Source organism: Chlamydiales bacterium (assembly GCA_031292375.1).
GTDB lineage: Bacteria > Chlamydiota > Chlamydiia > Chlamydiales > VFKH01 > JARLHF01.
This window is the reverse complement of sequence record JARLHF010000040.1, coordinates 1-15,221: the sequence shown is the minus strand read 5'-3', so window position 1 is coordinate 15,221 and position 15,221 is coordinate 1. Positions and strand designations below refer to the sequence as shown.

The following is a 15,221-nucleotide window of genomic DNA, read 5'->3' as shown; positions in this document are numbered from 1 at the left end:
CTCTGTGGCTCCGTGTTTCATTTATTTTCGTTAGAGTCATTCCTATTCCTAATATACAACCCAAAAAACCAGCTTTAAATTTTAATGAACAAGAGCTTAAGTTGTTAACAATAACCTAGTTAAAAATCGAGCTGACGTTAACTATATGCTTGAGCCATTTTTGCAAACAAAAAAATTTAAAAATCGGTCGTAAGCACGGACATGGGAACGTAAGCAATTCTTCATTAACGATATAGATGAAAAGTAGAAATTTCCGAATTTGGTCTTTTCGAAATTGAAAGAGAAAAGATTGCTTGTGATACCGCGAGCCGTTTTTGACTCTTGTCCGCAGTATCACTGCTATCAATCTCCAGATACTGGGAACACTTCGAACTTTTAACTGGCTTAAACTGTATCAAAATTGCTTTGCAATTCTTAGCAGAATCTCATTGGAAATATAATCTAAACCAAACTGCCCTTCATATCCAAGAGAAATAGAAATATCTCTTTTTTTACCGATATTTGCCAAAAATTCTAAGTTGAGTGCTCCCAAATTTTGCACCTTTGTAAAAGACTGCAAGGTAACGAATTGAGGAGAGCCAAAGATCGCTGTGGTTACTTTACCTGTGCCAAAGGGAGCTCTGTTAATATAGCTTCCGCCTTCTTTAAAACAAAGTTGACCAAATGACTTATCAAATGACTGATAAAATGTTACTCCAACTTCTGATTGTAACATGGATAAAGTATGAGATTTTTGATACATATCTAAGTTGCTTGCACCATGTTCCTGTAAACTTCCTTCCCAGTTTACTACCCAATCAAAAGCTGCAAAAGGTTCAATATTACCCCAAGACATATCTATGTCGTATCCTAAACCTAAATGGGGATCTATCTGCCATCCATTCATCGTACCACTAGCTGTAACATCAATACCATCATAGGAAATATATCGTTCATTGTGAATTTGATGAAAAACAGCCCAAAAAGCTGGTTCAATATAGAATTTATCAAGGATAAAACTTCCATAAATTGCTCCAAAGTAATATGGAATATTAGCCTTTCCATAATGGTCGTTATCGTGTATTTGAGAATGGGCAAAACCAAGACATCCACCTACTTGCAATGTATCTAATAGATTATAATCGAGACCTAAAAGAAGAGCTTCTGACATAAAATTAAAGGAGGGGTTTTCACTCTCTTTTGATTGATGAGCGAAGTCAACAAAACTACTAAACCATAAATCAAATGCATTATCTCTTTTCTTAACTGTTGTACATGGTAAACAGGAATTGGAATAAAGATTTTGATGTTGATTCCCAAGAGCAATTGGAGTTGTTTTTGAAGAGGTATGAAAAGCAGAAAATCTTTTATTATCCAAATGCCCACTTACAAGCTGACTTAATGAAAAAACTGTCTGCTGTGTGACAAAAGGGCCAAATGCATTTCTCGCAGGCGATACAATGTTTATAGCGTTTGATTGCTGACTAGTTGGAAGCGTTACCAAAGCAAGATATTCTGAAGACACTGGAGCATAATTATTTAGATAATTTGCAAATGTAAGGTCATTTCCTGAAAGCCCATTTGTTGAGATTGACTGGACTTCATAAAGCAAATAAACTATGTCAGAACCATAAGCTAGGTTAAATAAAAATCCGGGAAGAGCTCCACTTACGGACGAGGCAAACTCACCTGTATAAGCTCCGGAAAGAATTGTATATTGTCCGTTTCTTGCGTAATTGCCGTCATCATTTTGTATCAGGGAAACACCCCCACCTAAAGCGATGTTTCCTCCTCCAACATTAATAATTTTTGATGAACGTGAGGAATTGAGTTCAATTTGAGTAACAGAAGAATTGCTAAGAGTCAAGTCAGCATCTGCAGTATTGAATGTGATTATGCCAATGGAGTTTCCCGGTGATAAAGTCCCATTGATGGTTCCCCCAGCTGAAATAGTTCCTGTTCCTTTAAGGGTTGCTCCTGAATTTATCGTAATTCCACCAGTAATTGATCCATTAACTACAAGTTGACCTGCTTGTGCTGTTGTTCCTTCTGTATAGGTGTTTATTCCGGTTAAAGTAAATGTTCCTGAGCCTTTTTTGATAATCTCACCACGACCTGAAATCACTCCCGCATAAGTAGTATCATTTGAATCTCCCAGCGTTAATGATCCTACATCACCATTATCAAAAGTTACGTTTCCTCCTAAACTTCCTCCTCCTGATAGATTCAAAATCGTATTAGAGAGACCTGGGTTATTTAGTTCAACTCCGGCAACATTTGCAAGCACAATAGCAGAATTGTGAGAAAAAGCGTCATCAAACCCTGCCCGAAAAATCCCCTCATTTACAAAAGTTGTGCCACTATAAGTGCAAATATTAGACGTACTCAATATATCTGATCCTGTTTTAATAATCCCTCCAGTACCCGTAATTGATTGACAAGCAAATTGCGCATCGGTAATTATTGAAATATCATTTTGAAGAGAGAGGGTTGTATTGCAAGAAGCGCCTCCCGTTGCTTCATTTACGGTAATAGAATCATAAGTATTTAATGTGCCATTATTTAGAGTAAAAAAGAGTGCAGTGGTAAAATTCAAACTAGCTATACTAAAAGTTGAATCTACATTGCCACCGGCAAAAGTACCTGCGGCATCAGTAAACGTTGCAACATCACTAGAACTATTTGGAACTGTATGAGGATCCCAAGTACTTGGCTCGGACCAATTGCCGCCGTCTTGAATCCAGCTAGCAGAACCGGCAAACAGTTTTATGTTTAAAACTATAATCGCTAAAAAAATCAGTGCAAATCTCATCCAATAATCCCCTGAATAATCTCAAAAAGAATTGTGATCTTTTTTTGGATTTATAGAGATAGTATTTTTTATTGTTAATGTCCAGTAAATTGTGCAAAAAGGTCATGGTTAACAGCAATTATGAGCGCAACGCTTTTACGAGAGAAAGATTCAATCTAAAATAAAAAATATTACTTTTTTCTAGACAAGAAGGGAAGAAAAATAAAAAATATCCTCTGTAAAAAAACCTTCACATCTTAACACAGAGGATAACTCATTATGTCGAGTGATACTAGTATTAGTCTGGGAGCAGAAGACGAAACATCTTGTGTGATGAAGTTGCTGCATTTTCGGCGAACATTTGTAAAGAAGTTGTTCGCTATTCATGCTTTAAGATATGATCTTACTGTTACGAGAAGAGAGTAAACAGCTTAGAAAAATAAAAATTCTAAATAGCAGAGCGAATTGCAAAACTCAAGAAAGAAACTCCGGATGCTAGATTCGAACTAGCGACCAATGGATTAACAGTCCACTGCTCTACCGCTGAGCTAATCCGGAATAGAAAACCAAATACTATTTGGAAAGCACAGATCTTAGATGAGTCTCTACTTTTTCCGCAAATAGAATTTGTGTTTGATCAAACTTTATCGAAAGAGGTCGTTAAAGAACTCCTTAACTTTTTTAGGAGCCTCTTGAACTTCATCTTTTAATTCTTGCCATTTCGTTACATTTTTTGAAGGTAAAGGTTGCTCTGGTGCTTCTTTGGGTGCTTGTGCACTAATATTTGTAAAGATGTCAGCAGGAATTGCAGGAGAGAGCTGTATATCTTTAAAAATTTCTTTGAACCCTTTGAGATAGGTGAGGGATTCAAGCAAGCTTTTAAAAATAACGGTAAGCGCTGCCTTATAGGCAAGAGCTTGGTGGTTCGTTAAATCATGAAAAACAATGTGGTCTTTAATGGGAATATTCAAAGAGTAAGGCCCAAGCAAGCTGTGTTGTGCTTGTATATTAAGATTATCAATCGTGAGTGTATCAATAACAACTAGTTTTTTAACTTTTGAAACACCATTTTCATTGGGATGTGGAGGTACATCTTGGAAAGAGAGGCTCTTAAATATAGGTTTCCAATTGTTATCACTACCTGTCAAATTATTAAGTTCTATATAGATAGTAGGATTTTTGATGGTAATTGCTTGAATATTAATGGTATCCTTAAATAGCGTAGTATAATCAAATTTGACATCAACTTTTTCAGCTTTAAAATTATCGGCTATAGATCCACTCGTAGGATTCACGATTCTAACACCAGAAAGTTCAATTTCTCCAAATCCAAGGCTTGCATTCTCTACTACAACTTCTGATTTGAACTGATTAGAAAGGAATGTGGAAATAATTGATGCGCTATTGGCATTGAGATAGAAGAGGCCAAGGATGATAACAACAGCAAGAATAATAACAAGAAACAAAATAATTTTTTTCATTTTTACACCTTTAGGAATGTTTTTTCTGCAGCTTATACACAAACAAGTTCAAGAATTGGTTTTTGACAACGCGAAAGCTTTGGCGCAGTCAAAAAACAATTAGACTTCTTGCGTAATTACATTTGCTTGTTAAAATTGTCTTTTTTGACATCTTTATCGTTAAATTTTTCAACCATATGTATGTTCACATATGCTTGAAAAATTTATCAATAAATCTACTCAAAAAATTTCAATTTTTCTAAGCAAAGCTAATTATGCAAGAAGTCTATTCTTGAACTTGTTTGTGTATACATAAATGAAAATTTTAAAAAAAGAAAAAAGGCCTCCAAATAGGAGGCCTTACGGATAAGATAGGGCTTTTAAATATTAGTAGTCCATGCCAGGAGACATTGCAGGAGCAGCTTTTTCTTCTGGAATATCAGCAACGATAGCTTCTGTTGTAAGAAGCATAGAAGCAATGGAAGCTGCACTTTCAAGTGCAAATCTTGCAACTTTTGTTGGATCTAGAATACCAGTTAAAATCATGTCTACATATTCATCAGTAAGTGCGTTATAGCCATGGTTAACGCCAAGGCTACGTACTTTTTGAAGAACAATAGGGCCCTCTTGGCCTGCATTTTCTGCAATCTGACGAAGAGGGGAGCTCAGTGCTCTTGCAATGATAAGCATACCCACTTTTTCATCGCCAGAAGATTTGGCAGCAAGCTCTTCAACTGCAGGAATGCAGCGAACAAGCGCTGTTCCACCACCTGGTAGGATGCCTTCTTCAACAGCTGCTTTTGTTGCATGCTGAGCATCTTCAACTCGGTCTTTTTTCTCTTTCATTTCAACTTCAGTTGCAGCACCCACTCGAATGACAGCAACGCCGCCAGTAAGCTTTGCAAGGCGTTCTTGCAGCTTTTCTTTATCGTAATCGGATGTGCACTCTTCTATTTGCTTTTTAATGTGAAGAACGCGCTCTTTTACAGCCTCTTTTTTACCAGAACCCTCAACAAGTGTTGTCTCTTCCTTACTGATAACGGCTTTTTTCACACGGCCAAGCATGTCGATGCCAACAGTTTCTAATTTTAGGCCAAGTTCTTCTGAAACGACTTGAGCACTTGTAAGAATGGCAATATCTTGAAGTAGAGCTTTCCTTCTGTCACCAAAACCAGGAGCCTTGACAGCACATACTTTTAATCCGCCTCTCAATCTATTGACAACGAGTGTTGCAAGAGCTTCACCCTCAACATCCTCTGCGATGATGAGCAAAGCCTTTCCTGTTTCTGCGACTGCTTGAAGGATAGGCAAAAATTCTTTCATAGAAGAGATTTTCTTTTCGCTGATAAGGACATAGGCATCTTCAAGGACGGTTTCTTGTGTCTCTGGATTTGTCATGAAGTAAGCAGATAAATAACCTCTATCAAAGTTCATGCCCTCAACAACATCTAAAACAGTTTCAAAGCCTTTTGCCTCTTCTATTGTAATTGTACCATCTTTACCAACGCGCTCCATGGCTTCTGCAATAATGTCTCCAATTTCAGAATCGTTATTAGCAGAAATGGTTGCAACTTGAGAGATTTCTTTTTTATTTTGAACAGGCTTGCTAATTTTTTTAAGCTCTAGAACAACTGTTTTTACAGCCTTTTCAATACCACGCTTAATATCCATTGGGTTTGCACCCGCTGTAACATTGCGAAGGCCTTCGCTATAAATTGCTTCTGCAAGTACTGTAGCAGTTGTTGTGCCATCTCCTGCTTTATCAGCAGTCTTGCTTGCAACTTCCTTAACCATTTGAGCACCCATATTTTCATGGCGATCTTCAAGTTCAATTTCTTTTGCAACAGTTACACCATCTTTTGTAATGTGCGGTGCACCAAAGGATTTATCGATAATAACATTGCGCCCTTTAGGACCAAGTGTTACTTTCACTGCCTGAGCAAGTGTTTTTACCCCATTTAAAATCTTTTGACGGGCATCTTCTTTATATCTAATGTCTTTTGCCATATATTTTAGGATCCTCTTTATTTAGTTATTCAACAATTGCAATGATGTCATCGGAGCGTAAAATCATGAGCTCTTCGTCGTTGAGAGTGACTTCTTGCCCAGAGTATTTGTCCATTAAAATGATATCACCTACTTTGACAGGGATAGGAATAAGATTTCCGCTTTTATCTTGTTTGCCAGTACCAATTGCGATGACTTTTGCAGTCTCTTGTTTTTTCTTTGCGCTTTCTGGAAGAATGATGCCGCCTTTAAGGGTTGCTTCTGCTTCTAGTCTTTTTACAAGTATACGATTTCCAATAGGTTGTAGTTTGGTTTGGTTTGTCATATGCGTGACTCCTTGAAAGTAGGTTATGTTTCGCTCGAAATGGTTATTTTTTGTCCACTCGATGATCTAATGATGGACACATTAAGATAGATGGTGATTTTTTTGCAAGGGGATTTAGCAGTTAAATTGCGAAACTGCTAAGTTGTTAGCAATTTTAGTTCATTTACAAGCGTTTTAAAACGCTCAATTGCAGCCTTAACAGGAGTTGTGCTTCGCATATCAACACCTGCGAGCTTCAGAGTATCAATGGGATATTTGCTACTGCCACTTTTTAGAAAAGTAAGATAATTATTTAGGTCTTGATCTGATCCCTTTAAAACTTTATCAACAAGTGCAAGAGCTGCGCTAATACCTGTTGCATATTGATAAACGTAGAAATCGTAATAGAAGTGGGGAATGCGTGCCCATTCAATATCTATAGCATCATCTATGCACACAGACTCTCCAAAATAAAATTCATTTAATTTTCTATATTCTTTTTTAAGAAGAGCAGGGGTAAGCGGAATATTTTCTTCTACAAGTGTATGAATCATTAATTCAAATTCAGCAAAAAGCGTTTGCCTAAAGAGCGTTGCACGAATATCCTCTATTTTTGAATTGATAAAGAAAATTTTTTCTTCTTTACTTGCAACCCTCTCTAAAAAATATCGGGAGAGCAATTCTTCATTAAAGGTGGAAGCTACTTCAGCTACAAATATAGAGTAGTTTGAATAATGATAAGACTGTGTTGCTCTACTAAAATAGCTGTGCATCGAGTGCCCACACTCATGCGTAAGTGTAAATACATCTCTTACAAGTCCTTTGTAGTTCATAAGAATATAGGGATTGCTATCAAAACAGCCGCTAGAATAAGCGCCGCTTCTTTTATTCTTATTTTCATAGCGATCTACCCAAAGATCCCTATTCAAGCCTTTTTTTAATATTTCTTGATACTCTTTTCCAAGAGGAGCTACCGACTCAATTACAATTTGCTCTGCTTGCTCATATTCCATGTGAAAATCAAGCTCTTTGGTAAGAGGCACACTCATGTCGTAAAGATGCAATGTATCCACTCCCAACACCTTTTTTCTTAAATGCATGTATTCGTGCAGCGCACCAATTTCGCATCTTACAGCCTCAATAAGGGATGTGTAGACACTTGTATCGATATTATTAGGTTTTAAAGCGGCTTCAAGAGAGGATTTATAGTTTCTAGCTTTTGCATTGAATTGATGAGAAAGCATTTGTCCATCAATCAAATTACATAAAGTATTTTCGTAAGTCGCATACTGTTTGTGGAGTGTATTAAATGTGTTTTCTCTAAGAACTCTATCTCTACTTTGCATGTAAGAGTAATAACTTCCATGAGTTAATTCTTTTTCGACATTATTTGCATCTTTTACGCAAGGAAATTTAAAGTCTGCATTATTCATGGATGAAAATGCTTTATATGGTGTTTGCAGAGCTCTTCTAGCAAGTGCAAGTAACTCTTCTTCACGGGAGGATAAAATATGTTCTTTTAATGACAAAAGCTTTTCTAGATGAAAATGAAAAGATTCAAGCACAGGTGATTTAAGAAGGGTTTCTGGAATCATGAAAATCTCTGGTTCTAACCAGGCGGACTCTTCTTGGAAATGCTGTAAAAGAATCTGAGTTTTTTCATGGATCTCTTTATTTTCTGTAATCGTAATCTCTTCATCATGTTTTAGATGAGAATAGGTGTAGATTTTATCAAGACCACGAGAAATTTCAAAATAGGTCTTTAGTGCACCTAAAAGCACTTCAGGACCCTCTTTTAAACGTCCTTTAAAGGCTTGTAGTTCAGGCCAGAACGGGGCTGTATCTCTTCCTTTAAATTTTAAAAAGTCTTTTTCAAAGAGTTCTTTATTTTTGTAAAAAGCAGAAAGGTTCCAAGTATTTTTGGGATCGACTTCATCTCTTGTAATTAGCATTGTCATTCACTTTGGTTGATGTAAGAATATCAACTTAATAGTTGATGTTAAATTTGTTTTCAGCAAGTTGAAGTATTGTTTGAACTGCAATTTCTGCATCTTCACCAATAGCTTCAACTAAAATTTTTGAGCCTCGGTGCGCAGAAAGCATTAAAATACCTAAAAGTGATTTTGCATTCACGCATTCTTTTTGGTAGGTGAGTTGAACTTGGGACTTAAATGACGCTGCACATTTAACCAATTCTGTTGAAGGTCTTGTATGAAGTCCTTTATCGTTAGAAACGATAAAAACTCCTTGTGCTTTTGTTTGTGCTACGTTTTTATTCATAATAAAATTTGGAGGGTGGTAAGAATTGTTTGTGTGCTATCCCTTATCTTTAATTTGGTTGTTTTTGGCAATTACTTTTTTAAGAATCTTCAATAGGAACAGTTTTTTCTAAGACTTCTCTTGTACAATAGACGGGTACATTATTCATGAGTGCTAGCGTAATACAATCTGATGGTCTAGCATCAATTTCTACAATGTGTTTTTCTTCTCCAATTTGTTGCTCAATAAATAATCGTGCAAAATAGATGGTGTCTTGAATATCACTAATAACAACTTGCTTTAAATGTATATTCAAACCTTTAAATATCAAGCTGATAAGATCATGCGTAAAGGGTCTTGGCCTTTCAGCCCCAGTCAAATACATTTGCAATAATTTGCCAATTTGTGGATCTGTATAGATCGCAAAATTTTTCTCATGTGTTCCAAGAACCACAACTGTATAAGATCTCGTTTGCATGATCTTGTTGAATTTGATAGGAATAAGCTCGGATAACATAATCATTTAACCTGTTTTGAATGGAAGTTCATCACCCGCGTAGATTTTTACAGATCCATCTGCATACCCGACTACAACTCTTTTTGCAATATGAAAGAAAAACCCTATATCGACAACGCCAGTTATGCACCTAATGAGAGTATAAGCTTTTTCTGGGTCTCTACATACAGGATCAAAGTGGATATCAACAATGTAATTACTGTTGTCGGTAATATAAAAAGTGCCATCTGGATTTGTTCGAAGCTTTCCTGTAAATCCAATCTTTGAAAGTTTGTGGAGCGTTGTTTTATAGCAGAAGGGGATAATCTCTACTGGAAGCCCAAAAGCACCCAGGTCTTTCACAATTTTTGATTCATCTACAATCACTATCATCTCTTTGCTGGAAGTAGCTATGATCTTCTCTCTTAAAAGAGCGCCTCCTCCACCCTTAATTAACCTCTTTTGGTGGTCAATTTCATCCGCTCCATCAATTGTAAGATCAATTTGTACAACATCTTCCATATCGAGGATGGGAATGCCTTTGGATTTAGCAAGATCTGTAGATTTTTGCGAGGTTGCAATCGCCCTTATTTTCAAACCCTGCGAGCAGCGAATGGCCAAACTTTCAATAAAACATGCAGATGTGCTACCCGTTCCAAGGCCTACAATCATGCCATCCATAACAAGGTCTGCTGCAAATTTTCCAATTGCTTGCTTTATCTTATTTTGTAGGGTATGCTCCATCATTGTTAAATATCCTTTTAAATTGGGGGACTCATGAATCTTACTGTACAGATCTTGTGTAATTATCTGGAAGATTTTTTAAAAGGATCGCAATTTCAAGACTATTGCCCAAATGGCCTTCAAGTTGAGGGAACACGCACGATTTCAAAAATAGGTGTAGCCGTTTCTGCAAGCCTTGCAACGATACAAGAGGCTGTAAAATTGGACGTAGATGCTTTAATTGTACATCATGGGATATTTTGGAATGGAGATAGCTTTGTCATTTCTGGAAGTAAGCAGAAAAAACTAAAAATTCTTCTAGAAAATAATATCGCTCTTTTAGCTTATCACCTACCTTTAGATGCACATCCAGTAGTTGGTAATAACTGGAAAGCGGCAATCGATCTTGGTATGAGCGATTTATCTTCCTTCAATATAATAGGTGTCCAGGGAAAATTTGCTAATATAGCAGTCGATGGATTTGTTGCAACGCTTGAATCTTATTACGATCATCTAGCAATAGTTGCTCTTGCGGGTAAAAAAGATGTGTCTTCTGCAGCAATCATTTCTGGCGGGGCCTACAAAGATGTTTTACTTGCAGCAAGAGCAGGTGTAGATTGTTTTATTACAGGATCTTTTGATGAGCCCGCCTGGAATATAGCGCAAGAGGAAAGGATAAACTTTATTGCACTTGGTCACACTGCAACAGAAAAAGTGGGTCCAAAAGCACTTGGTGATCATCTATTAAAAGCTTTCAATGTGCAGGTCTTCTTTATTGATACACCTAATCCCTTTTAACCTGAGTTTTTAGCCCGCATTAAAAGCAATGATCATCACATCATCTGTTTTGCCACAAGGGGCCTCTGGTGATTTAAGAATGCGTTGCAATCCATCCATTCTAGCATTTTTAGCTCCTCCAGCTTGAATTTCTAATGCAAGACCTTCTGATTCCATCTGTCTTCTCTGAAAAATAACCCATTCCACATAGTTATTTAGCCGGGTAACTGCTTGCTCTGGAGTGGGTGTTCTTTCTTCTTGAAGAAGAGCTTCTAATTCTTTTCTATCAGGAAGATCTTTGGAAAAAGCTCTTGGCTCTTTTTGAGAATCAAAAAAGGGATTATAAAGAATCAAGGGGAGTAAATCTATAGAGACTATATTGTCCGTCAGACCATCACTTGCAAGGATTACCAAATCCTCTTTTTTAACTTTTTTGGAAAAACCGCAAATATTTTCCTCTTTCTCTAGCCCTGTTCCAGCTAGAATTTGACCGCCTGAGTCACTTTTGCTTCCTTCCTTTCTTTTAACTACGTTTAGCTGAGTTGCAGCATGCTTATCTCCATCAACATGAATCACTACAGAATCACCAAGAGCTGCCCCGTTGATATTATAAAACCCATCAGAGCGCGTCTCCGTTGCTGCAACCACCATCGTTGCAGCTCCAGCGCTTTCAATCTGAGCAGGCCCAGGTGCATTTACAAGTCTTTCAAATAGTTCCTTTCCTCTCTTATCAGGATTTTTGGATGTGAGTAGTGATGGGTTTGAGTCAAGTTCTCTTATTGCTTGTTCACAAAATCCTTGTGCTGCGTGCATAGAAAAAATACCCCCTCCGCCGACTCCATCTGCAAGGCATGCAAAATGCGTTCCATCATATCTACTTCCAACGGCACCACGATCCATATTCATGCCTTCCATGCTTGTTACATAGAATTTTGTTAGGTAATTTTGTGCACAAAATTTATCATCCACATTAGGATATTTCTTTAAATAATATTCAGGTGGCACTGTTGAAGCATGAGAATAAGCAAATGAGCCTTCTGGAGCGACAACAATCCCCTCTGAGCCAATCTTGTTCATTTGTATTATCCTACCAGCAGAGCACACTGGAAAAATAAAGTTTTCAGCTTTGCTAATAGAATCTCCTCCAAAAAGCGCAACCAAGCCAATTGCTTTAATAAACTTAAATAAGCCTCCAATAATCCAGTGCTCTTGGTAGTATGCTTTTTTGCCATTAATGGCAGCTGAGAGGTTTTTATAAACCCTACGTTTTTCATTTTCATCTGGACCAGAAGGCTCTGTTTCAATTGAGTGGATTGCATTTTGTGCAGCAGTCAAAATTTTAGCCAATTCTCCACCTGTTTGAACCCATTGCTCTATGGCTTCAGGCTCGCTAGTTTTAATATCAGGTAGAAGATTTGGTGAGAAATTAGTGGAGGGTGTAACCATAGATAACCTATAACATTCATTTGTTTAGCTTATCCTGATTGTATATCATACATAATTCATATAGTAATTATTTTTTACACCATATCTAACTAGAAAATAATTTATTTTCAATTTTTAGCGCACTAACCATCTTTCAACTGCGAAGCAGTGTTTTACCACGAAGTGGTTACATATTGCTAAGCCATATGTGAAACTGCGAAGCAGTGTTTTACCACGAAGTGGTTACATACTGCTTCGCAGTTGAAAGATGGTTAGTCATATGCCTATGCTCAATTCCCTCAAGTTAATTGGTATACACAATCCTCACTATAAGGATTTAGCCACCATCTTAAAGAGTGTGTTGAACCCTGTCTCCTGTTAGAGGTGTAGAAGGAGCTGCAAGATCTAGAGCATTTATAAGCTGAGATGCTACACGCTTAACAGATGGATTTTTGGGATTTACAATAATCTCGCGTCTTACAAATTCACGGTCTGGGCTTTCAGATTTTCTTCCATTACTTGCAGCAAGATTTGCTGCTACCCGCGCAATATTCTCGGGCGTAAGAGGACTCATTTGCTTTGTCCCTAGCAATTTCTCTTTAAATTTTTGTACATCTGCGCTTGGCTCAGTAATAATTAAATTAGGCCTGTTGGATTGTATAGCAGCTAAATCCATAATTTTTAAGACTCCTTGTTTTTTAGACCTTTACTTTTTTAGGTCCTTGCTTTTGACTATCGGGCCGATTATAGCAAACGCCTAAAAAAAGGAAAGGATTTCTTAAGGTTTCTTAATACTTTAATAAATACAGAAGATGCAAGCTTGTTTAGAATTGGGGTAGCAGTTTATCATCAAGCAAAAATGAGGGGTAAGTTCATGAGCGTGCGAGTTCTTGGTGATTATAACATTGTAAAGCAACTAGGTGTGGGTACTCTTGGAAATGCTTATTTAGCAGAACATCGTTTCATGAAAAGGCACTTTGTGCTGAAAGTCCTGCCAGAGGAGCTTGCTGCTGATAGGGGATTTATTCAGCGTTTCGAAGAGGAAGTAAAGATGCTTGCCCTCTTAGATCATCCAAACATCGTAAAAATCCATAACGTATCTTTTGCTAACGGAGTTTACTTTCTTGTTACGGATTGCATTGTGGATACTGTTGGAGAGACTACAAACCTTGCGCAGTATTTAAAAGATAGAGGACGTCTTCCAGAAGATGAACTTGAAAAATTACTGCGCCAAATTGCAAGTGCTCTTGACTATGCTCATAGCAGACAAAAAGGGGAATCTATCCATAGAGGCTTAAAGCTAAGTAATATTTTAATTGGTAAGGGTAAGAGTGGAAGTCAAGCTTACCTTTCAGACTTTGGATTATCGCGCATCATTGGCGTTGGAACGATTCTTAGTAGGACCTACAAGGTGCTTGCAGATGCGCTTGGCGTTGTGCCCCTTGCATTTGTTGGAGCAAATAAAGAAGAGCGTTATAACGCATCTCCTGGAGAAGCTACAAAAATTTCTATGCTACATGCCTCTTTTTTACAAAGCTATGCATTTTTAGCACCTGAACAAAAACGAATAGAAGATGCACAGAATGTCGATGCAAAAGCAGATGTGTATGCCTTTGGGGTTCTTGCCTATTATATGATTACAGGAAAATACCCCGAGGGTGTTTTTGAGATGCCCTCTGAAAAGGCACCAGAATATAAACTCAATTGGGACATTCTCGTTCTTGGATGCCTCCAAAATAGTCCAGAAAAAAGACCTCCTCTTTTACTTGAATTTATGGATGAATGCCTAAGAAAAGATAGTCATACAGAAAATTTAGTTGTAGAAACATCTTCAGAAAATATTCAAGAAGAAAAACCTACCTCAAATGTTTTAGAAGCAATTAGTATATATCAAGAAGAAACTAAATCTGTTGCCGAAAGAATACAAGAGCGCATTCGCTCAGAATCTGTTGTCACTCAATACCGCCCGGAAGTAAGAGAAGTTAGAAGTATTGAGCCTATTTTAACTGATATGATTCTTGTTAAAGGGGGCGAATACTTTAGAGGTAATAACCATGGAAGTAGAGATGAAATGCCAAGACATCTCGTTTCTATCTCTTCTTTTGCAATTGATATTCATCCTGTTACTAATGAGCAATTTGTTCGTTTCCTAGATGTTGTTGGTGCTGAAAAAGATGCACAAAATCATGATATCATACGTTTTAGAGAATCTCGCATTAGAAGAGTCTCTGGAAAGCTCATCATTGAGTCAGGATATGCAAAACACCCTGTTATTGGTGTGACGTGGTATGGTTCTTACGCTTATGCTAAATGGATTGGAAAGCGTCTTCCAACGGAAGCTGAATGGGAAATTGCATCTCGCGGTGGCATAGAAGATGCTATTTATCCAACAGGTGAAGAGATTGAAAAATCACAGGCTAACTTCTTTAGCTCTGACACAACGGCTGTAATGAGCTATGTTCCCAATGGCTACGGTCTTTACGATATGGCAGGAAATGTGTATGAGTGGTGCCAAGATTGGTATGATTATAACTATTATGAACACTCTGCTCAAGAGCCAGACGAGCCAAAAGGGCCTATCCAAGGCGTCTATAGAGTACTTCGAGGAGGGTGCTGGAAAAGCTTGAAAGAGGATTTGCGCTGCTCTCACAGACACCGCAACAACCCAGGCACCATCAACAGAACCTACGGATTTCGCTGCGCTCTAGATGTTACTTAACACCAGCTCGATTTCCAACTATCTGATAATCAATAACTTGAATAGTTAAAACACGGAGACTTATAATTTATCATTTATGATGCGTTCTACACCGTTTAGGATATCCAAATAAAGTGGTTCTCTAATTTTACACCCTTTGAATGTTACATTTACAGGGACTTGTGTTTGAATTTGCAATCCTTGCAACGACAATTCATGACATAATGCAGACTCATATACACTTTCAAGCAAACCAGGCCCTCCAAGCACCTTATGGACTTCAATAGCTGCTCCAATAATTT

At 37.5% G+C, this 15,221-nt stretch carries 13 protein-coding genes and 1 tRNA gene; 2 read left to right on the top strand and 12 right to left on the bottom strand.

All coding sequences use genetic code 11. The features are described from left to right. Nucleotides 1-394 precede the first annotated feature (394 nt). The 9 genes from P4L16_05395 to rpiA all read right to left on the bottom strand — a co-directional run bounded on the left by P4L16_05395 (nucleotide 395) and on the right by rpiA (nucleotide 10,043). A complete protein-coding gene (locus P4L16_05395) occupies nucleotides 395-2,791 on the bottom strand; it encodes an autotransporter domain-containing protein (protein ID MDR3624554.1) in 2,397 nt (798 codons plus the stop codon). Nucleotides 2,792-3,256: 465 nt separating this feature from the next. After that, a tRNA-Asn gene (locus tag P4L16_05390) sits at nucleotides 3,257-3,328 on the bottom strand. 86 nt (nucleotides 3,329-3,414) lie between these two features. Beyond that, entirely contained in the window at nucleotides 3,415-4,251 is an 837-nt protein-coding gene (locus tag P4L16_05385) for a hypothetical protein (GenBank protein ID MDR3624553.1), read from the bottom strand. 366 nt (nucleotides 4,252-4,617) lie between these two features. Then, nucleotides 4,618-6,237 (bottom strand): chaperonin GroEL, encoded by a 1,620-nt coding sequence (groL, locus tag P4L16_05380; protein MDR3624552.1) that lies wholly within the window; start codon nucleotides 6,235-6,237, stop codon nucleotides 4,618-4,620. A gap of 25 nt (nucleotides 6,238-6,262) precedes the next feature. Further along, nucleotides 6,263-6,562: a co-chaperone GroES gene (locus tag P4L16_05375; GenBank protein ID MDR3624551.1), complete on the bottom strand. Its 300-nt coding sequence runs from the start codon at nucleotides 6,560-6,562 to the stop codon at nucleotides 6,263-6,265. A gap of 137 nt (nucleotides 6,563-6,699) precedes the next feature. Next, nucleotides 6,700-8,499 (bottom strand): oligoendopeptidase F, encoded by a 1,800-nt coding sequence (gene pepF, locus P4L16_05370; protein ID MDR3624550.1) that lies wholly within the window; start codon nucleotides 8,497-8,499, stop codon nucleotides 6,700-6,702. A gap of 28 nt (nucleotides 8,500-8,527) precedes the next feature. Then, nucleotides 8,528-8,821, bottom strand: a complete 294-nt coding sequence (locus tag P4L16_05365) for an HPr family phosphocarrier protein (protein MDR3624549.1) — start codon at nucleotides 8,819-8,821, stop codon at nucleotides 8,528-8,530. 79 nt (nucleotides 8,822-8,900) lie between these two features. Next, nucleotides 8,901-9,323, bottom strand: coding sequence for a DUF151 domain-containing protein (locus P4L16_05360; GenBank protein ID MDR3624548.1), 423 nt, complete (start codon nucleotides 9,321-9,323; stop codon nucleotides 8,901-8,903). After that, complete coding sequence (rpiA, locus tag P4L16_05355) at nucleotides 9,324-10,043, bottom strand: ribose-5-phosphate isomerase RpiA (GenBank protein MDR3624547.1); 720 nt, start codon at nucleotides 10,041-10,043, stop codon at nucleotides 9,324-9,326. It abuts the gene before it with no gap. A gap of 30 nt (nucleotides 10,044-10,073) precedes the next feature. Here rpiA and P4L16_05350 point away from each other — a divergent pair, with 30 nt between their 5' ends. Continuing rightward, nucleotides 10,074-10,817, top strand: coding sequence for a Nif3-like dinuclear metal center hexameric protein (locus P4L16_05350; protein ID MDR3624546.1), 744 nt, complete (start codon nucleotides 10,074-10,076; stop codon nucleotides 10,815-10,817). A 9-nt stretch (nucleotides 10,818-10,826) separates the two neighbouring features. Here P4L16_05350 and P4L16_05345 read toward each other — a convergent pair whose 3' ends face one another. Next, a complete protein-coding gene (locus P4L16_05345) occupies nucleotides 10,827-12,242 on the bottom strand; it encodes a hypothetical protein (protein ID MDR3624545.1) in 1,416 nt (471 codons plus the stop codon). Between the two features lie 328 nt (nucleotides 12,243-12,570). Next, a complete protein-coding gene (locus tag P4L16_05340) occupies nucleotides 12,571-12,897 on the bottom strand; it encodes a hypothetical protein (GenBank protein MDR3624544.1) in 327 nt (108 codons plus the stop codon). A gap of 198 nt (nucleotides 12,898-13,095) precedes the next feature. On the opposite strand from P4L16_05340, the gene P4L16_05335 reads away from it, so the two are divergent. Continuing rightward, nucleotides 13,096-14,940 carry a bifunctional serine/threonine-protein kinase/formylglycine-generating enzyme family protein gene (locus P4L16_05335; GenBank protein MDR3624543.1) on the top strand — a complete coding sequence of 615 codons (1,845 nt, stop codon included), beginning with the start codon at nucleotides 13,096-13,098 and terminating at the stop codon, nucleotides 14,938-14,940. 60 nt (nucleotides 14,941-15,000) lie between these two features. Here the strand turns inward: P4L16_05335 and P4L16_05330 are convergent. Beyond that, nucleotides 15,001-15,221, bottom strand: a 221-nt coding sequence (locus P4L16_05330; GenBank protein ID MDR3624542.1) for a GxxExxY protein, incomplete at its 5' end; no start/stop codon positions are given.

What these genes read in the sequence shown, in the direction of transcription:
- P4L16_05395 (MDR3624554.1), bottom strand. Translation starts at nt 2,791, where the DNA reads ATGAGATTTGCACTGATTTTTTTAGCGATTATAGTTTTAAACATAAAA.
- P4L16_05385 (MDR3624553.1), bottom strand. Translation starts at nt 4,251, where the DNA reads ATGAAAAAAATTATTTTGTTTCTTGTTATTATTCTTGCTGTTGTTATC.
- groL (MDR3624552.1), bottom strand. Translation starts at nt 6,237, where the DNA reads ATGGCAAAAGACATTAGATATAAAGAAGATGCCCGTCAAAAGATTTTA.
- P4L16_05375 (MDR3624551.1), bottom strand. Translation starts at nt 6,562, where the DNA reads ATGACAAACCAAACCAAACTACAACCTATTGGAAATCGTATACTTGTA.
- pepF (MDR3624550.1), bottom strand. Translation starts at nt 8,499, where the DNA reads ATGACAATGCTAATTACAAGAGATGAAGTCGATCCCAAAAATACTTGG.
- P4L16_05365 (MDR3624549.1), bottom strand. Translation starts at nt 8,821, where the DNA reads ATGAATAAAAACGTAGCACAAACAAAAGCACAAGGAGTTTTTATCGTT.
- P4L16_05360 (MDR3624548.1), bottom strand. Translation starts at nt 9,323, where the DNA reads ATGATTATGTTATCCGAGCTTATTCCTATCAAATTCAACAAGATCATG.
- rpiA (MDR3624547.1), bottom strand. Translation starts at nt 10,043, where the DNA reads ATGATGGAGCATACCCTACAAAATAAGATAAAGCAAGCAATTGGAAAA.
- P4L16_05350 (MDR3624546.1), top strand. Translation starts at nt 10,074, where the DNA reads ATGAATCTTACTGTACAGATCTTGTGTAATTATCTGGAAGATTTTTTA.
- P4L16_05345 (MDR3624545.1), bottom strand. Translation starts at nt 12,242, where the DNA reads ATGGTTACACCCTCCACTAATTTCTCACCAAATCTTCTACCTGATATT.
- P4L16_05340 (MDR3624544.1), bottom strand. Translation starts at nt 12,897, where the DNA reads ATGGATTTAGCTGCTATACAATCCAACAGGCCTAATTTAATTATTACT.
- P4L16_05335 (MDR3624543.1), top strand. Translation starts at nt 13,096, where the DNA reads ATGAGCGTGCGAGTTCTTGGTGATTATAACATTGTAAAGCAACTAGGT.